The organism is Pseudoxanthomonas sp. SL93 (assembly GCF_026625825.1).
Lineage (GTDB): Bacteria > Pseudomonadota > Gammaproteobacteria > Xanthomonadales > Xanthomonadaceae > Pseudoxanthomonas_A.
On sequence record NZ_CP113065.1, the window covers coordinates 1,634,340 to 1,653,106 of the forward strand.

The window sequence follows — 18,767 nt, forward strand, 5'->3', positions numbered from 1 at the left end:
CTTAAATGCTCGACAACCACCTACCCCGCCACAACCTCCCCACCCTTCCCCATCCCCCGCCGATAACTCAACAACCGCCCACGGAACGGTTCGGTGTCTTTCTCGTCGAAGCGGCTGCGCTGCTCGGTGACTTCGTAGCCCTGCAGCGCCATGGCGCGGGTGAAGGGGCCGCTGTTGCCGCGGCCGGGGTCGGTGATCAGCAGTTCCGCGGCGGGCTGCGCGTGGCGCTGCATCATGGCGGCGATCTGCGTGGCGTGGTCGCGTTCGTACAGGATGTCGCTGCCGATGATCAGGTCGAACTTGCCCAGCGTGTCGTCCGGCACCGCCCACGGCAGGTCGCGGTAGGTCACCGCCGGCAGATCGTTCAAGCCCGCGTTGTAGGCCAGGAACGGCTCGGCCAGCGGGTGATGGTCGCTGGCGACCACATTTGCACCCCGGTCGGCCAGCACCAGGCTGGACAGGCCCAGGCCGCAGCCCAGTTCCAGGATGCGCTTGCCCTGCACGTCGAAACTGCTCATGGCCTCGGCCAGCACCCGGCCCGAGGGCCACACCTGGCCGAACAGGCTCCACAGCGACGACGAAATGCCCGCGCGTTGCGCGTGGCCGGTGGGATCGGCGAACTGCTGCAGGTCGCTGAGCGCGCGGATACGGTAATTGCGGCCGCCCAGGCGGACGGTGAGCATGCGGGTGGTATAGCCCGGCATGGGCGCTCCAAGAGAGTCGCGCACGTCGCGGCCCGGCAGCGGGCGGACGAACGCAGGAAGGGAGCGCAGCGGCGACGCAGGAACGGCCGGGCGAAACGCACGAAACAGCGTAAAGCCAGAGTCATCCTACGCTAGTGCGGTGGGAAGGCCGTTCACGTGGCGAGGGGATGGCGGCGCGGGCGATCGACCGCCATGCAGGCAGGTCGCCGGCGCGGGTCAGCCGCGCAGGACGAGCGTGGGGTGTTCGTTGAGGGTGCCGTCTTCTTCGATCACCACGTGGCGGGTGTTGTCGCGGTCGAACAGCACCGGGACGGGCGCCTTGAACAACGGGCGACGCACGAAGACCAGGCGCCACTGGAAGATTTCCAGCGCTTCCAGCGTGACCGCCTGCGGCGGCGTCAGCCCGGCACGCAGGGCGTCCGGGTCGGGCGCGGGCTTGCGCCGCTCGGGCGTGCGCGGGGCGGCCGTGGCGGCGGCAGGTTGCCAGGGGCCGGTGACCACGGCCGAACGGGATGGATGGTGGGACATCGATGACACTCCAGCAGGCGGCCGTGGGGGCCGGACATGCCCGGGCGATCAGCGCACCGGGTTAGCTGGAGTGATGCAAGCCGTGTGCCGGAACCCGCGCCGGCGCCTGGCCGGAGGGTCTTGCCACGCCCCCCGTGCCGCGTGGCAGGCTATCGCCGGGGAAGGCATCACCACGATGCCCGAGGGGAAATCGATCGATGCACTCCATCACGCGGAACGTCCGTGTCGTGCGGGCAGTGGGCGGGTTGCTGTGGCTTGCGCTGCTGGCCGGGTGCGGCGGTAGCGGACCGGAAGGCAACGCCTACGTCGACTACGACGGCACGACGCTGGTCGTCGAAGGCACCCCGTACCAACGGGAGGCCACGCTGGACCCGCCCGGCCTGGACCTGCCCGGCCGCGTCGTGGTGCAGCCGGAACACGGCAAGGACGACGAAGCGCTCGCGCTGGTCGCGCGTTACGGGTTGACGTTCGAAGGCCGCAGCGCGGAAGGCTGGCTGCTGGTCAAGGGGCCGCCCGGGTTCGAGATGCAGTGGGCGTCGGCGATCCAGCAGCAGCTGGGCGGCCGGAGTTTCGCGACGACGGATTCCGCCTCGGCCCCAACCCCTATCGTGGTCGCGGCCGAGACCACCCCCGGCACGGGTGAGCCGGTGCCCGCCGAGGAACCCTCCGCCGCGGAAGTACGCCGCGCCCTCTTCGACCAGTACGCGCGGCTCGAAAAGGCGGGCGGCATGCCCGCCACGATGACGGCCACCGGGCAGTCGTTGCTGATCCGCGCCAAGCTGTTCGACGCCAGCAAGACATCCTGCCGCCAGTTGCCGAGCGCCAAGCCGGGCGAGTGGGAGTGCCAGGCCGACACCATGGTGGGTCTGTGCAACGGCGACTGCGACCCCGCCGACGAAGAGCCCCTGCCCCACGCCGAGCGCGTCTACCTGCGCTGGGACCCGGCGCAGGGCCGCTATGTGCTGGATGCGTGAGGGGGGTTGGGGGACGCGTTATGCAGGATGAGCACGGTCAGCGCTCTAGTGTCTGATGAACCGGGGAACTCAAATGACTGACCCCAACAACAATAATTCGGGATTAAGGCGTGCCGCTGTCTGGAGCATCTTCACTCTCGCCGTCGTATCCGGGATTTTTGTTCTGTTCTACATCGAGCCTCATGTCCTCGAAAGTTACGTCATCAGCAACCCTCGTGTTCCACAAGAATCGAGCGGGCACATCCATGCTTATAACCTGCATGGGGTGATCATCTACTTTTCGTCATCGCAACAGCACAACTTGCTATGGCTCAAGGCTCTGGGCGTGTTGCAGCTGTTTGTAGCGGGCATCGCCTGGCATTGTCTGGGTTTCGCTGGGAAGCGACTGCCAGAGATCAGAGGCAATGGCATCTAACAGCTCATGATCCTCCTGCTCGCGTACTTCTATCTGCCGAAGATCGCCAACGCGCCCTGAGAATCCATTCCAACCGATGTCGCTTGGCGACGCGCCGGGGATTTTTCCCGGCCCCATGAACCAGAAAGCCCCGCTTGCGCGGGGCTTTCTTCGATACGCCGGTGCCGGCCTGCGCCAGCAGGGCGGATTACGCGAACGGGTCCTGCAGCACCATGGTGTGGTCGCGGTCCGGGCCGGTGGAGACGATGGCCAGCGGGCAGCCGGACAGTTCTTCCAGCGCGCGCAGGTAGGCGCGGGCGGCGGGCGGCAGCTTGTCCCACTCGGTGATGCCGTGCGTGTTCTCGTCCCAGCCCGGGAACTCCAGGTAGACCGGGGTGCATTCGTCCCAGCCCTGGGCATCGAGCGGTGCGTATTCGGTGCGCTTGCCACGGTATTCGTAGGCGATGCACATCTTCAGCGACTTCATGCCGTCCAGCACGTCCAGCTTGGTGATGCACAGGCCACTGATGCCGTTGATGGCCACCGCACGCTTCAGCGCGACGATGTCGATCCAGCCGCAACGGCGCGGACGGCCGGTGGTGGCGCCGAATTCCTGGCCCTTCTTGCGGATGTCCTCGCCGATCTCGTCGTCCAGCTCGGTGGGGAACGGGCCGCCGCCCACGCGCGTGGCGTAGGCCTTGCAGATGCCCAGCACGTAGTCGATGGCGTCCGCACCCACGCCGGTGCCGGCCAGTGCGCCGCCGACCGTGGTGTTGGAACTGGTGACGTACGGGTACGTGCCGTGGTCGATGTCGAGCAGCGAACCCTGCGCGCCCTCGAACAGCACGCGCTTGCCCTGCTTGCGCAGGTCATGCAGCACGCCGGCCACGTCGGATTTCATGGGCTGCACGTATTCGCCGAAGGCCAACGCTTCGTCCAGCGTCTGCTGGAAGTCGACGGCTTCCACGCCCAGGTACTGGGTCAGCACGAAGTTGTGGTAATCCAGTGCCGCGCGCAGCTTCTCGGCCAGCTGGTCGGGGTAATGCAGGTCGGCCACGCGGATGCCGCGGCGCGCCACCTTGTCTTCGTACGCCGGGCCGATGCCGCGGCCGGTGGTGCCGATGGCCTTGCCGCCGGCGGCCTTTTCGCGGGCCTGATCCAGGGCGATGTGGTACGGCATGATCAGCGGCGTGGCCGGGGAGATCTTCAGGCGCGAACGCACCTCGACGCCGGCGCTTTCCAGCTCGCCGATTTCCTTCATCAGGGCGGCCGGCGACAGCACCACGCCGTTGCCGATCAGGCACAGCGCGTCGGGGCGCAGGATGCCGGAGGGGATCAGGTGCAGGACGGTCTTCTTGCCGCCGATGACCAGCGTGTGGCCGGCATTGTGGCCGCCCTGGAAACGGACGACCGCACCGATTTCCTCGGTGAGCAGATCGACGATCTTGCCCTTGCCTTCATCGCCCCACTGGGCACCGAGAACGACGACTGACTGACCCATTGCACTGACTCCAGGAGATTCATTGTGGGGACGACGTGAGTCGCGCGGATCGGCAGACCCGGGCGCCGCAGCCGCGACCGTTGTCGCCCCGCGGGTCACCCCCAGACATGGAAAAAGCCGGGCGGGGTTGGCTCTTCAGAGCGCCCGTCCGGCTTTTGTGCATTATCCGGGTTTTGGGGGGCGGGGGCTACCCCGTGGGGGGCGGATTTGCGCCTTGCTGGCCCGTGGAGGCTCGGGCGGGCTGACTCCGCTCGCCCCTCATCCGCCCTTCGGGCACCCTCTCCCCGCTGGCGCAGGGAGAAGGAGGCAGCGACCCCCAATACGGGCGCTGGGACTCAAGCCTCAACCGATTCCCCTGTCTTTCCTCTCCGCCTGCGCAAGAGGGAGTGCAGCGGAACGGTCACCCAACCGGGTGCTGCCACTGAACCAACAGCCGACGCCCTGCCTCTCCTTCTCCCCGTGCAGCGGGGAGAAGGTGCCCGGAGGGCGGATGAGGGGCGCTTTTCCTACCCGGCACAGGTGCACGCCCGACGCGCAGGGAACCACGCCGGCGCAATGCTCGGAGAAACGGAGCAACGGGACCAGCATCATGCGCGGCCGACAGAACCACCGACGTGAGCGCCACTTGCGGCAAGCGCAGACGGAGGCTGAGTCCGTGCTATGGCAGCACTTGCGCGGTCGACGCCTGCTCGGTTTCAAGTTCCGGCGCCAGCACCGGGTAGGACCCTACTTTGCCGATTTTGCCTGCTGCGATGCAGGGTTGATCGTGGAGCTGGACGGCAGCCAGCATCTGGCGCAATCAGCGCAGGACCAGATGCGTACGGAATTCCTCGAACAACGGGGGTATCGCGTTGTTCGTTTCTGGAATGACACGGTACTTGGGGACACGCACAGCGTGCTGGAGGCGATCGCCATCGCGCTTGTCCCTCATCCGGATTGCGGGCACCTTTTCCCTGCAGGCAGGGAGAAGGATTGAGTACGGATTTCTCCGGCGGCGTGTCGCCTGCCCGGCCGTGGCGTCAGCTGACGTCGGATGCAGCGACGCCAGGCGACTTCAATGCCGCAGGCACCACAGGGCCAGCAGGCCGCCGATCAGGATGACGCCGCCGACGGTGCGCAGTTCGCGGTCGCTGAGGTACAGCAGCTGCATGGCCGTGCGCTTCCAGCCACCGGGGGCGGCGAACAGCACCAGGCCTTCGACGATGATGACAAGGCAGAGGGCGGACCAGAGTTCGGGCATGGGGGCGAGCCGGAAGGGGGGATTCCAGACGGCGCGGGGGATTGGCGCATCCCCAGGGCCGTTTGCAGCAGTCAACGCGCAAAGACGCATGCGCCGGCCGCACCCTGCCCGCGTGCATAAGCACGGGGGGGTCAGAAGACGACGGGTTACCGGCTCAGCGGTCGCTGCGCAGGTACTGCAGGAACGGGTCGTCCTTGTCCAGCACGATCACGCTGTTGCCATCGGAGAACGAGGCACGGTAAGCCTCCAGGCTGCGCTGGAAGGCGTAGAACGCGGGGTCGCGGTTGGCGGCTTCGGCGTAGATGCGGGCGGCGGTGGCGTCGCCTTCGCCGCGCAGCTTCTGGGCGTCGCGTTCCGCTTCGGCCACCAGCACGGTCTGGTCGCGGTCGGCCTGGGCACGGATGGTGCGGGCCTGTTCCTCGCCTTCCGCGCGCAGGCGGCTGGCTTCCTGCCGGCGCTGGGCGCTCATGCGCTCGTACACGTTCTGCAGCACGTCGTTGTCGGTGGGCAGGTCGACCTGCTTCAGGCGGATGTCGACGATGCGCATGCCCAGCGCCTTGGCGTCTTCGTTGATGGCACCCAGCTGCTTGGCGATCAGTTCGTTGCGGTCGCCGGACACCAGTTGGCGCAGCGTGCGCGAGTTGATCTCGTTGCGCAGCGAGCTGGTGATGATGGGCGACAGGCGATCGGTGGCCACGCTGTCCACGCCACCGGTGGCGCGATAGAAGGCGCTGACGTCCTGGATGTAGCCGATGGCCACGAAGTCCACCAGCACGTCCTTCTGCTCGGAGGTGAAGTAACGCGCGGGCGTCATCTCCAGCACCTGCAGCTTGGTATCGAAGACGCGCGCGGTTTCCACCAGCGGCACCTTGAAGTGCAGGCCCGGCTTGATGCCGGCGCGCACCACGCGGCCCAGGTTGAAGACCATCGCGGTCTCGCCTTCGCGCACCACGTACACCGAGCCCATCAGGCCCAGCAGGACAGCGACGATGATGCCGACAAGAAGGGAAGTTTTCATCGCTGCGGCTCCTCACGGCCTGCGGGTCGCGGTGTGCGCACCGCATTGCGTGCACTGCCCGACGGCGTGCTTTCCACCGACGGCATCACCACCTCGGACGGCAGCGCGGCCTGGGCCGCGCCCTGCGCGGACGGCGCACCGGCGCCGGCCATGGGCACGTAGATCAGCTGGCGGCTGTCACCGCCGATGACCTTGCGGTTTTCGGACAGCACCTGCTGCACGGTGTCCAGCCACAGGCGCTTGCGGGTGACGTCGGGGGCATCCTTGTACTGCGCCTGCAGCAGGTTGAAGCGCGCGGCGTCACCCTCGGCCTTGGCGATGATGGACGACTTGTAGCCTTCGGCGGTGGTACGGCGGCGGGCGGCTTCACCGCGGGCTTCCGGCACGACCTTGGCGGCGTAGGCCTGGGCTTCGTTGATCAGGCTTTCGCGCACCTGCTGCGCGCCGTTGACGGCGTCGAACGCGGGCTGCACTTCTTCCGGCGGGCGGGCGTCCTGCAGTTCCAGCGTGCTGACCAGCAGGCCGGTCCTGTACGCCGCCAGCGAAGCCTGCAGCCGCACCTTCGCGGCTTCGGCCAGCGGGCCGCGCTCGTTGATGACGGCATTGAAGTCGGAACGGCCGACCTGCTCGCGCACGGCGCTCTGCGCGGCCTGTTCCAGCACCGCCACCGAAGCGCGCGTGCCGTACAGGTACAGGCGCGGGTCGCTGACGCGGTACTGCACGTTGAACTGGATGCGCACGATGTTCTCGTCGCGCGTCAGCACCGAGACGGTGTTGCTGAAGTTGTTCACCTGGGTGGCGTTGACCTTGGTGACGCTTTCGATGGGCCACGGCCACTTGAAGTTGGGGCCCGGATCCATGACGCGGGCGAACTGGCCGAAGCGCAGCACCACGCCGCGCTGCTGTTCGCCGATCAGCTGGAAGCTGCTGAAGAGGATCAGGATGCCCAGGCCGATGGCGACCCAGCGCAGCGGATTGACGCCACCGCCGTTGCCGCCGAACAGGCCACGCAGGCGCTCGATCACTTCGCCGATGCCGCCGCCGCTGCCAGAGCCGCCGCCGCGGGGTTTCCAGGGATTACGGTTTCCGTTGTTGCCAGATCCGCCGCTGCCAGAGCCGCCGCTTCCAGGGGTGTTCCAGGCCATGCCCACTCCGAAGTGAAAAGTTCGCGCGGGCCGAGGACCGGCGCGTGTCCGATTCTACAAGATTGGGCCAACCCGGCCCGCAGACAAGGCCGGGAGGTCATGGGACCCGGATCCCCTGTAGGAGCGACGTCAGTCGCGACCGCATGGACGAATCGCCCGGGACAAGAACCCTGTCACGGAATTTCCGCGGTCGCGACTGACGTCGCTCCTACAACAAGCCAGCGCCGTCCTACTGCCGCCAGTCCTCCGCCTCCGTGGCGGGCAGCAGCGTTTCCAGCGGATGTCCGCCCGCCTGCGCGGCCAGGCGTTGCGCATCGGCCAGCGCCAGGTCGACGGTGAGATGCCAGCCATGCTCATCGTGGTCTTCGGACAGCACCGCGCCCAGCGAATGCAGGCGCGAACGCAGGCGCGCCGAATTCGCCGGCAGGTCCAGCCGACCGCGCACGCGCTGGAACCCCAGCCGCTGCGCCAGCGCGCCACGCAGCAGGTCGATGCCCTGCCCGTCGCGCGCGGAAATCCACACGCGCTCGCGGCCCATGCCCGCACTGGGTGCCTGCCCGTCGGCCACGCCCGGATCGGGCTGGTCGTGCCGCGGCTGGGCGCCTTCGATGCGGTCGATCTTGTTGAACACCAGCATCTGCGGCAGATCGCCCGCGCCGATTTCCTGCAGCACTTCGTCCACCTGCGCGATGCGTTCTTCACGCAGCGGATCGGCGGCATCGATGATGTGCAGCAGCAGGTCGGCCTCGCGCGCTTCGGCCAGGGTGGAGCGGAATGCCGCGACCAGTTCGTGCGGCAGGTCGCGGACGAAACCGACGGTATCGGCCAGCACCACGCCGCCGCCCGGCAGTTCCACCCGGCGCACGGTGGGGTCCAGCGTGGCGAACAGCTGGTCGGCCGCGTAGGCCTCGGCACCGGTCAGCACGTTGAACAGCGTGGACTTGCCGGCGTTGGTGTAGCCCACCAACGCCACGCGCGGCAGCTCGCTGCGCACGCGCGCCCGGCGCATCTGGGTGCGCTGCACTTCCACTTTTTCCAGCCGCTTCTGCAGTTGTTCTACCCGCTTCTGCAGCAGGCGACGGTCGGTTTCCAACTGCGTTTCGCCGGGGCCGCGCAGGCCGATGGAACCGCCGCGCTGGCGCTCGAGGTGGGTCCAGCCTCGGACCAGGCGCGTGGCCATGTGCTTCAACTGCGCCAGTTCGACCTGCAGCTTGCCTTCGTGGCTGCGGGCGCGCTGGGCGAAGATGTCCAGGATCAGTCCGGTGCGGTCCAGCACGCGGCGCTGCAGGAGTTTCTCCAGGTTGCGTTCCTGGCCGGGCGACAGCGGGAAATTCACCAGGATGAGGTCGGCGCCGGTGGCGTCGGCCGCGGCCTTCACTTCCTCCAGCTTGCCACTGCCGATCAGCGTGGACGGGCTGGGCTTGTCGATGCGTGCGGTCAGCAACGCCGCGACCGTGGCACCGGCGGAGCGGGCCAGGTCGGCGAATTCCTCGGTGGCGCCGTCGTCGGGCGGACCGCCGGCATGCGGCTGGATCAGCAACGCATGCTCGCCCTTGCGGGATCTTTCAAACAATGGGGTCATGCCTCTTCAAACGAGGCATGCATTATCACGCGGTTTCGTCTTCCCCGCCTTCTTCGCCGTCCTCGCCCTGCTGGACATAGCCGCCGCCCGGGCCCACGCGCACGTTGCGCGCCGGCACCACGGTGGAAATGGCGTGCTTGTAGACCATCTGGCTGACCGTGTTGCGCAGCAGGACCACGAACTGGTCGAACGATTCGATGGTGCCCTGCAGCTTGATGCCGTTGACCAGGTAGACCGAAACCGGCACGCGCTCGCGCCGCAGTGCATTCAGGAAAGGATCCTGCAGGGATTGCCCCTTGGACATGTCGTACTCCCGCCTTGCGTTCTTATAGTTGGTATGAGGTGCTTCAGACCGGACCGGCAAACCAGCTCCCCAGCCGTCCGGAGCCCCGATGTTACACAACATCGGGGCCTTGACCAGCTACCGGTTGCCCAGAAACAGCGAAAGTGCCTGACGCAGGCGCTCCTGGTGATGCGCCGGGTCGAACCAGCGGGCGTCCAGTTCGCCGCGCAGCCAGGTCAGCTGCCGCTTGGCCAGCTGGCGGGTGGCGGCAATGGCGCGTTCGCGGAAGTCGGCGGCGCTGCCCTGCCCGTCCAGCCACTCCCAGGCCTGCCGGTAACCCACGGCCCGCACCGCCGGCAGGTCCAGCGGGACCGGCACGGCCTGCATGGCGGGCAGCGCGCGCAGGCCACGGACCTCGTCCAGGAAGCCCTGCGCCAGCATCAGGTCGAAGCGGCGGGCGATGCGTTCGTGCAGCACATCGCGGTCCGCCGGTGCCAGCACCAGCTTCAGCACGCGGTACGGCAGGCGCTGGCCGCGTGCTTCGCGCTGCCACTGGCTGATCGGCGTGCCGGTCAGGCGGAACACCTCCAGCGCCCGCTGGATGCGCTGCGGGTCGGTGGCATGGATGCGGGCGGCAGCGGCCGGATCGACCTGCGCCAGGTCGGCATGCAGGGCCGGCCAGCCCCGGGCCTGCGCTTCGGCAGCGATCTGCTGGCGAAGCGCCGGGTCCGCAGGGGGCATGGCCGCCAGCCCCTCCAGCAATGCCTGGAAGTACAGACCGGTGCCGCCCGCCAGCACCGGCAACCGTCCGCGCGCCGCGATGTCGTCCATGGCCTGGCGCGCCTCCTGGGCGAATTCCGCCGCCGAATAGGTCTGCCAGGGGTCCCGGACGTCCAGCAGGTGGTGCGGCACGTGGGCACGTTCCTCCCCGGTCGGCTTGGCCGCGCCGATGTCGAGGCCACGGTAGACCAGGGCCGAGTCGACGCTGACGATCTCGCCATCGAAGCGTTCGGCCACCTCCAGCGCGAACGCGGTCTTGCCCGAAGCGGTGGGCCCCATGATGGCCAGGGCGAGCGGGCGCGGATCGACCGGCATGGGAGCGTGGCAGCGCAGCGAAGGGCGTACAGCTTAGCCTGCGGGGGGCAGGACGATGGCGAGCAGGTGCGCCTGCCGGAACCTGCACGGCCGCGCGAAGGTGACGCCCGGCGTGCCGGTTTCATTCGGAACGGATATTGCAGGGACGTGGCGTCCTGATAATCGGGCGACTTAATCCACGCGGACCTGCGACCGCCATCAGCATTATTCCGACGACGCCACCTCATTCCGTCCCGCAGATCCCGATGAGGAAGCACGGTTACACCAGAGGCCGGACCTGGAAGGGACAACACAGCGGCAGCCTGTCCAATACCGCTTGAAAAGAGGCATCTGCGACCCTGATTAAGGACGCGTGAAATCCCCACGCCCGACGCGGATATGCCATGGGACAACCTTAATCAGCGATGACCCGCACGCAATCGCGGGACCATTTTTGAAGTCACTCATTTTTTATCGCCAATATTGTGCTTCAGTGCTCGGTATTGCGTTTTGGGGCTGGCGATTATCTGCGCGGCCGTTATTCTTCCATCGCAATTCCATGGTCGGGTAGAAGCGCCACTGCTTCACCCGCCCATATCGGAGCCGACGGGGGCGCCCTCTCAACGGGGTGCGTGACGGATCCGGTGATGCTTCTTCCGCGTCATGCCTTGCGTAGACGGTGCCGGTTGCACGGCATTGCCCATGCACGGGACAGCGCGTGCCTTCGAAACCCCGTAACGATCACGAGCACCCTGATGCCCATTGCCTCCGGCGCCTTTCGCACCAAGCTCCTGCCAACGCTGGCCATGGGCCTGTCCGTTTTCCTTGCGTCCTGCAGCGGCGAAGCCGACGTCAGCGCGCCTGCCGATGCCTCCGCGCAGGCGGTACCGGCGGCCGCGTCGGGCAGTCGCGTGGCGGCTTCCGCCGTGCCGACCGCGTCGGCGGCCGTCGTCACCTCGGCCGTGAGCACGCCCATCCTGTTTGTCACCCAGGTGCCCGTCCCCGGCGGCGACCGCTTCGCCAGCCGCCTGTCGTCGTTCGCCAACCACCTGACCGACATGGGCGCGGTGCCCCGCGGTGGCGACCTGATGATCCGCTACCCCAACGGGTCGCTGCGCAACCTGACCCGGGAAGCCGGCTACGGCATGGACGGCCTGCAGACCGCCAATGCGATCGCGGTGCGCGAGCCCACCGTGCACTGGAGTGGCACCAAGGCCGTCTTCAGCATGCTGGTCGGTGCGCCGGCCAAGCAGTACGCAGGCGTCAACGTGAAGTGGCAGATCTACGAAGTGACCAACCTGGCCCAGGGCCAGACCGCGGTCATCACCAAGGTGGCCGGCCAGCCGACCGCTTACAACAACGTGTCGCCGCTGTATGCCAGCGATGACCGCATCCTGTTCACCTCGGACCGCCCCCGCGGTGGCGAGGCGCACCTGTATCCGCAGCTGGACGAGTACGAAAGCACGCCGACCGTCACCGGCATCTACAGCCTCAACCCGGCCTCGGGCGAGTTGAAGATGCTCAACCATGCACCCAGCGGCGCGTTCTCGCCCATCATCGACAGCTATGGCCGCGTGGTCTTCACCCGTTGGGACCATCTGCAGCGCGACCAGCAGGCCGACGCCGGGACCTATGGCGCCTATGACGTGGCCAGCGAGGCGGCCGGTGCCGCCAACGTGGGCCTGAAGCCGGAAGTGTTCCCCGAGTCGCGCCTGGGCATGAGCACCACCTACGGCCAGGTCAACAAGTACAACTACAACCTGTTCACGCCGTGGCAGATGAACCAGGACGGCACCGAGGAGCTGACGCTCAACCACATCGGGCGGCAGGAACTGTCCTTCGGCTACATCACCAAGTCGTTCGCGGGTGACAGCGCGCTGTCGGACTACAGCAACACCGCCATCATCGCCAACAAGAAGTTCGTGCGCATGGACGGCGGCCTGTTCCAGATGCGCGAGGATCCCCGCACGCCGGGCACGTACTACGCGATCTATGCGCGTGAGTTCGGTTCGATGACCAGCGACCAGATCGTGCGCCTCACCGGCGCGCCGACGCTGAATGCCGAACAGATGACGGTCGTGGACGCCTCGCCGGCCGCCACCAACAACAGCCTGCCCGGTGGCCGCTTCCGCAACCCGCTGCCGATGAGCACGGGGCAGATGCTCGCCACGTACACGCCGAGCGCCACGGTGCAGGCGGGCGTGCAGTTCCGCCTGCACCAGCTCAGCACCGATGCCTCCGGCATGCTCATTGCCGGCAGCCCGCTGACCTCGGGCATCAACAAGTCGGTATCGTGGTGGACCCCGGACGTGCAGCAGAGCTACAACGGCACGCTGTGGGAACTGGAAGCCGTGGAAGTGGTGGCACGCCCGCGCCCGAGCAGTGGCAGCTTCAAGCTGGAGGCGCCTGAAAGCGCCGTGCTGGCCGAAGAACAGGTCGACGAAACCGCGCTGCGCAACTGGATGAAGACCAACGGCCTGTCGCTGATCGTCACCCGCAACCAGACCAGCCGCGACCAGGGCGACACCCAGCAGCCGTTCAACCTGCAGGTCCCCGGCGGCATCAAGACCAGCAAGGGCAGCGGCCGCGTCTACGACATCAGCCACTACCAGATCCTGCAGGGCAACCAGATCCGCGCGTACAACGGCTACAACGCCGGGCGCCGCGTGATCGCGCAGCCCACCACCAGCCCGCACAACCCGGCCAATCCCGGTGGCCCGGCCGGCAGCGTGAAGATCGCCGCCGATGGTTCCACCGCCGCCTTCGTGCCGGCCAACCGTGCGCTGACGTGGCAGACCACCGACGCGGCCGGCACCGCCATCGTGCGCGAACGCGTGTGGGTGACGATGCAGCCGGGCGAGATCCGCACCTGCGCGGGCTGCCATGGGGAGAACAGCAAGAACCAGGCCGGCGCGCTGGAATCCACCAACAAGCCGGAGGCGCTGCGCACGCTGCTGCGCAACTGGAAGCAGTCCACGGGCGGTGGACCCATCCGCGCCAACAGCTCGCAGCCGCTGGTGCCGGTGCGCAATGCCCCGTCGTCGTCGCAGCCCGTGCCGGTCGCGGCCCCGACGTCCAACTCTTCGCCGTCGTCCACGTCCGCGCTGACCAGCGACGTCATCCAGACCACCGTCCGTGCGTCGCGGCGCGCCGACACCGTGCCGACGTTGCGCAGCCAGGCGCAGGTCCGCTGAAACGCAGGTCCTCGCGATACCTTCCCGGTGTCGCGAGGGGTCAGCGCGAATCCAGGTACTGCTTCAGCGCACCGATCTCCGCATCGGTCAGCACCGGGTAGCGGTAGGCTGCCACGCCGCTCATCAGCCCCGTCTTCGATTTTCCGCCTGCCGCGACTTCACCCGTGCGCATCAACCGGGTGAACTGTTCCAGCGTGTAGGCCTTGGCCACGACCAACGACGGTGCGGGGTCGCCTTCCCAGCCGTTGAGGTCCCAGCCGTGGCATTCGGTGCAGGACGTCATCGCCAGGTGTTTGCCCAGCGCCAAGGCTTCCGTGGGCGGTGCCGCGGGGGGCACGTTTCCCGCATCGGCCTGCATGTCGGGCAGCCAGGGATGCGTGCCGTCGCGCGTGGCCTTGATCAGGGCGTCGGACCATTGACCCTCCGGCAGGCCAGGGTTGTCGATGGCAGGCGTACTGCGCACCCACGCGATGATGTCGCGGACTTCGCGATCACTCAGGTGCTGGAACATCTTGATCGGCATGCCCCATGGCACGTGCCCGTCATGGGTCTTGCCTTCGCGGATCAGTCGCGCGAGCGCCGCGTCGTCGTAAAGCGCGCGACGCTGTGTCAGGTTGGGCGCGACGATGCGGCCCATGTCCTTGTTCTCCTGGAACACGTCACCACGCCCGCCTTCGCCGTGGCAGCCATTGCAGCCCACGCGGGTGGCCACGCGCAGGCCTTCGACCGCATCACCCGGCGTTGCTGCCGCCTGCACCGCTGCGGGAACGACGCGCACCGTCGGCGCCGGTGATTGTCCGCACGCAGCAAGGAACAGGCAGGCCATCCACAGCGCATGACGCATGTCGCATTCCCCGTCGGACCTGATGGCTCCAACGCGGCATGCCGCGGCCTCCGGCCACGTCAGTCGTCGTCGGGCCAGCGCAGCGTCGGCGTCGTGGCGGCCTTGCGTGGCAGCACCACGTCGGCGACCGCCGTCCATACCTTCAACGCATCCACCGTCGCGGCCACGTCGTGCACGCGTACCAGGCGGGCGCCACGCTGCACGGCGATGAGATGCGCGGCGACCGAACCGGAGACGCGCTCGCTGGCGATGTCACGCCCCGTCAGCTGGCCGATGCTGCGCTTCCGCGACAGGCCCGCCAGCACCGGCACGCCGAGTTCGACAAAGCGGTCCAGCTGCGCGAGCAGCTGCAGGTTGTGCGCAGTGTCCTTGCCGAAGCCGAAGCCGGGATCGACGACGATGTGCTTCCTGGCGATCCCGGCCATCTCGGCAGCGAAGATGCGCTCGGCCAGGAAGCGGTGCACCTCGCCCACCACGTCGTCGTACTGCGGAGCGGCCTGCATCGACCTCGGTTCGCCCTGCATGTGCATCAGCACGACGGGAACGCCCAGCGAAGCAGCGGCCTCCAGCGCGCCGTCGCGCCGCAGGGCGAAGACATCGTTGATCATGCCTGCACCGGCCTGCACGGCCGCACGCATCACCTCGGGCTTGGAGGTATCGATGCTGATCGGCAGGGCGGTTTCCTTCGCCAGGCGTTCGATCACCGGGATCACCCGGCGCAACTCTTCCTCCAGCGATACCTCCTCGGCGCCTGGGCGCGTCGATTCACCGCCGATGTCGAGGATGTCCGCGCCCTCTTCGGCCAGCCTCAGGCCATGCGCGACCGCGGCTTCCAGCGTGTCATGCGCGCCGCCATCCGAAAAGGAATCGGGGGTGACGTTGACGATGCCCATGACCCGGGCACGATCGAGCTTGAGGATGCGGCCTGCGCAGTCGAGCTGGGGAACGGTGTCGAACATGTCGGTCTTCCTGATGCGACGATCAGCGGAGATCGCCGAGCTCGCTGCCGTCGACGGGGTTGTTCAACCATGCCGCCACGTCCTTGCCGATGGCATTGACGGTCCGCTCGAGCACGGCGCAGGATCCCTTGAAACCGCCGCCGAATCCACCCCTCGAATTGCGGCGCGCCACGAACCTCGCCACCTGCTGCCCGTCGCGATACAGCGAACCTTTGACGGTGACCGACTTGTGGTGACCCATCCAGGCATTGCCGGCGCTCTGGGCATCGTGGATCTCCATCGTCACGACCTGGCCCGACGAGGTACCCGGTGCGTCCTGGAGGTGTACCTGGTGGCCTGACTCGGCCGCGAAGCGAGCAAACGCCGCCGGCAGCTGCGTACTGATCTCGCACTCACGCTTGATGTTGCCGGCAACGATCGAATCCTCAGCGTAAGGCACGGTCCGTTGCGCCGTGAAATCCGCAGCGTGCGCGAACGGCAGCGCGAGCAACAACCCCACCAGCAGGCCTCCCTTCCGTACCGCCTTCATCGCATTCCCCTTCATGACATCCCCTTATCTCAACGCGACGCCCGTCGGCACCCCGCCTCCGGCAACGTCGTGGCCAAAAAAAGGCCAGACGCAAGTCTGGCCTTTCGACGTCAGGCTGGCAACGCGACTCAGGTCTGCGCGGCGGGGCCACCGATCGGCGGCAGCGGGCGCGAATCGCCCTTGTCGCCATCCTTGCCGGACTTGTTCCATCCCATCGGCGGCGGCGGCTGGCGACCTTCCATCACCGCGTCGATCTGCGGCACGTCGATGGTTTCGTATTCCAGCAGCAGCTGCGACATGGTATGCAGCTTGTCCAGGTTCTCGGTGAGGATCTTGCGGGTACGCTGGTAGGCCTTGTCGAGAATGCTGCGCACGACCTCGTCGATCTTGCGCGCGGTCTCGTCGGAGACGTTCTTGTGCTGGGTGACGGAACGGCCCAGGAAGACTTCGTCTTCTTCCTCGCCATAGGCGATCGGGCCCATCTCGTCGCTCAGGCCCCACTTGGTGACCATGTTGCGGGCCATCTTGGTGGCGCGTTCGATGTCGTTGGAGGCGCCGGTGGTGACCTTGTCGGCGCCGAAGATCAGCTCCTCGGCCACGCGGCCACCGTACAGCGAGCACAGCTGAGACTCGATGGCGGTGCGGTTGTAGCTGTACTTGTCGCCTTCCGGCAGGTACATGGTCACGCCCAGCGCGCGACCGCGCGGGATGATGGTGACCTTGTAGACCGGGTCGTGTTCCGGCACCAGGCGGCCAACGATGGCATGGCCGGCCTCGTGGTAGGCGGTGAGCGTCTTCTCGTCCTCGCTCATCGCCATCGAACGGCGTTCGGCGCCCATCAGGATCTTGTCGCGCGCACGATCGAAGTGGTCCATGCGGACTTCCTTCGCATTCTCGCGGGCGGCAAACAGCGCCGCCTCGTTGGCCAGGTTGGCCAGGTCGGCACCGCTGAAGCCAGGGGTACCGCGGGCGATCACCATCGGCTCGACGTCATCGGCCAGCGGCAGCTTGCGCATGTGCACGCGCAGGATCTGTTCGCGCCCCTTCACGTCCGGCAGGCCCACCACCACCTGGCGGTCGAAGCGGCCCGGACGCAACAGCGCCGGGTCCAGCACGTCGGGACGGTTGGTCGCGGCGATGACGATGACGCCTTCGCCACCCTCGAAGCCGTCCATCTCGACCAGCAGCTGGTTCAGGGTCTGCTCGCGCTCATCATGTCCGCCGCCCAGGCCGGCGCCGCGATGACGGCCGACCGCGTCGATTTCGTCGATGAAGATGATGCACGGGGCGTGCTTCTTGGCCTGCTCGAACATGTCGCGCACGCGGCTGGCGCCGACGCCGACGAACATCTCGACGAAATCGGAACCGGAAATGCTGAAGAACGGCACCTTGGCCTCGCCCGCGATGGCCTTGGCCAGCAGCGTCTTGCCGGTACCGGGCTGGCCGACCATCAGCACGCCGCGCGGAATCTTGCCACCCAGCTTCTGGAACTTGCCGGGGTCGCGCAGGAACTCGACCAGTTCGCCGACTTCTTCCTTGGCTTCATCGCAGCCGGCGACATCGGCGAAGGTCACCTTCACCTGGTCCTCGCCCTGCAGCTTGGCGCGCGACTTGCCGAAGGACATCGCACCCTTCGCGCCACCGCCGCCGCCCTGCATCTGGCGCATGATGAAGATCCAGAAACCGATGATCAGCAGCACGGGCAGGAAGTTGAGCAGGATCACGCCCAGCGAGATGCCGCTGGGCGGCGGGTCGCGGGTGATGCTGACGTTCTTCTCGACCAGCTGGTTGACCAGCTGCTCGTCCTGCGGACCGTAGACCGTGCCGGTGGCGCCGTCGCCCCGCTTGTACTCGATGACGTTGGTGGTCAGCGTACCGTCCTTGGTAAAGCGCACCGAGGCCACGCGGCCGGCGTCGACTTCCTTCAGGAACTCGGAATAGGTGGTTTCGCCGCTCGCCGCACCGGCGCCCAGCTTGGGGGAAAAGCTCTGGAAGACGACCATCAGCACGACGGCCACGACTACCCACAGCAACAGATTCTTGGTCAAGTCGTTCATCCTCATCGGCTCCAGCGTTCCTCTTTCACATTAACCACGTTACGACACCTTACTTGATCTGGATGCGCTTGCCCTGGCCCAGCGCGTAGACCTCGGGCGACCGCTTGCGCGAGGCGTCCGGTTTGCGGATCGCCACCTTGTCATATCGGCGGCGAAGCTCGCGGATGTAGTCGTCGAAGCCGGTGCCCTGGAACAGCTTGATCAGGAACGCCCCGCCCGGCTTCAGGTGGGCGTCGGCGAACTCCATCGCCAGCTCGGCCAGATGCATCATGCGCGGCTGGTCGACCGCATCCACACCACTCTTATTGGGGGCCATATCCGACAGCACAAGGTCCACGGGCTGGCCGTTCAACATGGCTTCCAGCTGCGATAGGACGCCATCTTCCCTGAAATCCCCATGAAGGAATTCCACCCCGGCCAGCGGGGGCATCTCCAGGATGTCCATGGCCACCACCCGGCCATGGTCGCCCAGCGCCTGGCGGACGAACTGGGACCAGCCGCCCGGGGCGGCGCCCAGGTCCACGACCACCATGCCGGGCTTCAGCAGGCGGTCGCGTTCCAGCAGTTCCTCCAGCTTGTAGGCCGCCCGCGAACGCAGGCCCTCGGCCTGCGCCTTCTTCACGTAGGGGTCGGAGAAGTGTTCCTTCAGCCAGCGCTGGCTGCTTTTGCTGCGGGTGGCCATGGGCGCGGAAAGGTCTCCGGGCAGCCTGCGACGCGTGCCGCCGGAGCCGATCAGGGGGG

At 67.3% G+C, this 18,767-nt stretch carries 18 protein-coding genes; 4 read left to right on the forward strand and 14 right to left on the reverse strand.

Translation table 11 applies throughout. From position 1 onward, the window contains the following. Positions 1 to 20 precede the first annotated feature (20 nt). Positions 21 to 704, reverse strand: a complete 684-nt coding sequence (locus OVA13_RS07695) for a class I SAM-dependent methyltransferase (RefSeq protein WP_267793188.1) — start codon at positions 702 to 704, stop codon at positions 21 to 23. A gap of 216 nt (positions 705 to 920) precedes the next feature. Beyond that, positions 921 to 1,232: a hypothetical protein gene (locus OVA13_RS07700; RefSeq protein WP_267793189.1), complete on the reverse strand. Its 312-nt coding sequence runs from the start codon at positions 1,230 to 1,232 to the stop codon at positions 921 to 923. Positions 1,233 to 1,429: 197 nt separating this feature from the next. Here OVA13_RS07700 and OVA13_RS07705 point away from each other — a divergent pair, with 197 nt between their 5' ends. Beyond that, positions 1,430 to 2,206 carry a hypothetical protein gene (locus OVA13_RS07705; protein WP_267793190.1) on the forward strand — a complete coding sequence of 259 codons (777 nt, stop codon included), beginning with the start codon at positions 1,430 to 1,432 and terminating at the stop codon, positions 2,204 to 2,206. Positions 2,207 to 2,279: 73 nt separating this feature from the next. Then, positions 2,280 to 2,621: a hypothetical protein gene (locus OVA13_RS07710; protein ID WP_267793191.1), complete on the forward strand. Its 342-nt coding sequence runs from the start codon at positions 2,280 to 2,282 to the stop codon at positions 2,619 to 2,621. 187 nt (positions 2,622 to 2,808) lie between these two features. Here the strand turns inward: OVA13_RS07710 and OVA13_RS07715 are convergent, their stop codons facing one another. Continuing rightward, positions 2,809 to 4,101, reverse strand: coding sequence for an adenylosuccinate synthase (locus OVA13_RS07715; protein ID WP_267793192.1), 1,293 nt, complete (start codon positions 4,099 to 4,101; stop codon positions 2,809 to 2,811). A gap of 589 nt (positions 4,102 to 4,690) precedes the next feature. Here OVA13_RS07715 and OVA13_RS07720 point away from each other — a divergent pair. After that, complete coding sequence (locus OVA13_RS07720) at positions 4,691 to 5,077, forward strand: endonuclease domain-containing protein (protein WP_324288281.1); 387 nt, start codon at positions 4,691 to 4,693, stop codon at positions 5,075 to 5,077. Positions 5,078 to 5,155: 78 nt separating this feature from the next. Here the strand turns inward: OVA13_RS07720 and OVA13_RS07725 are convergent, their stop codons facing one another. The 6 genes from OVA13_RS07725 to miaA all read right to left on the reverse strand — a co-directional run bounded on the left by OVA13_RS07725 (position 5,156) and on the right by miaA (position 10,464). After that, a complete protein-coding gene (locus tag OVA13_RS07725; protein ID WP_267793194.1) occupies positions 5,156 to 5,341 on the reverse strand; it encodes a DUF2065 domain-containing protein in 186 nt (61 codons plus the stop codon). Positions 5,342 to 5,495: 154 nt separating this feature from the next. Further along, positions 5,496 to 6,359: a protease modulator HflC gene (locus tag OVA13_RS07730; protein WP_267793195.1), complete on the reverse strand. Its 864-nt coding sequence runs from the start codon at positions 6,357 to 6,359 to the stop codon at positions 5,496 to 5,498. Beyond that, positions 6,356 to 7,504 carry an FtsH protease activity modulator HflK gene (gene hflK, locus OVA13_RS07735; protein ID WP_267793196.1) on the reverse strand — a complete coding sequence of 383 codons (1,149 nt, stop codon included), beginning with the start codon at positions 7,502 to 7,504 and terminating at the stop codon, positions 6,356 to 6,358. The genes OVA13_RS07730 and hflK overlap by 4 nt, the downstream gene beginning before the upstream one ends. 229 nt (positions 7,505 to 7,733) lie before the next feature. Further along, the gene (gene hflX, locus OVA13_RS07740) at positions 7,734 to 9,077 is read right to left on the reverse strand and encodes a ribosome rescue GTPase HflX (protein WP_267793481.1); all 1,344 of its coding nucleotides are present in this window, start codon (positions 9,075 to 9,077) and stop codon (positions 7,734 to 7,736) included. A gap of 34 nt (positions 9,078 to 9,111) precedes the next feature. Beyond that, positions 9,112 to 9,390 carry an RNA chaperone Hfq gene (gene hfq, locus OVA13_RS07745; protein ID WP_267793197.1) on the reverse strand — a complete coding sequence of 93 codons (279 nt, stop codon included), beginning with the start codon at positions 9,388 to 9,390 and terminating at the stop codon, positions 9,112 to 9,114. A gap of 117 nt (positions 9,391 to 9,507) precedes the next feature. After that, positions 9,508 to 10,464: a tRNA (adenosine(37)-N6)-dimethylallyltransferase MiaA gene (gene miaA / locus OVA13_RS07750; protein ID WP_267793198.1), complete on the reverse strand. Its 957-nt coding sequence runs from the start codon at positions 10,462 to 10,464 to the stop codon at positions 9,508 to 9,510. A 734-nt stretch (positions 10,465 to 11,198) separates the two neighbouring features. Between miaA and OVA13_RS07755 the strand changes: the two genes are divergently transcribed. After that, positions 11,199 to 13,637, forward strand: coding sequence for an HzsA-related protein (locus OVA13_RS07755; RefSeq protein ID WP_267793199.1), 2,439 nt, complete (start codon positions 11,199 to 11,201; stop codon positions 13,635 to 13,637). A gap of 40 nt (positions 13,638 to 13,677) precedes the next feature. On the opposite strand, the gene OVA13_RS07760 is transcribed toward OVA13_RS07755, so the two are convergent. The 5 genes from OVA13_RS07760 to rlmE all read right to left on the reverse strand — a co-directional run bounded on the left by OVA13_RS07760 (position 13,678) and on the right by rlmE (position 18,708). Further along, the gene (locus OVA13_RS07760; protein WP_267793200.1) at positions 13,678 to 14,481 is read right to left on the reverse strand and encodes a cytochrome c; all 804 of its coding nucleotides are present in this window, start codon (positions 14,479 to 14,481) and stop codon (positions 13,678 to 13,680) included. Positions 14,482 to 14,540: 59 nt separating this feature from the next. Then, positions 14,541 to 15,440, reverse strand: coding sequence for a dihydropteroate synthase (gene folP / locus OVA13_RS07765; protein ID WP_267793201.1), 900 nt, complete (start codon positions 15,438 to 15,440; stop codon positions 14,541 to 14,543). A 22-nt stretch (positions 15,441 to 15,462) separates the two neighbouring features. After that, on the reverse strand, positions 15,463 to 15,984 hold the full coding sequence (locus OVA13_RS07770) for a hypothetical protein (protein ID WP_267793202.1): 522 nt from the start codon (positions 15,982 to 15,984) through the stop codon (positions 15,463 to 15,465). Positions 15,985 to 16,097: 113 nt separating this feature from the next. Further along, on the reverse strand, positions 16,098 to 18,026 hold the full coding sequence (ftsH, locus tag OVA13_RS07775) for an ATP-dependent zinc metalloprotease FtsH (RefSeq protein WP_267793203.1): 1,929 nt from the start codon (positions 18,024 to 18,026) through the stop codon (positions 16,098 to 16,100). 49 nt (positions 18,027 to 18,075) lie between these two features. Next, complete coding sequence (rlmE, locus tag OVA13_RS07780) at positions 18,076 to 18,708, reverse strand: 23S rRNA (uridine(2552)-2'-O)-methyltransferase RlmE (protein WP_267793204.1); 633 nt, start codon at positions 18,706 to 18,708, stop codon at positions 18,076 to 18,078. Positions 18,709 to 18,767: the final 59 nt, after the last annotated feature.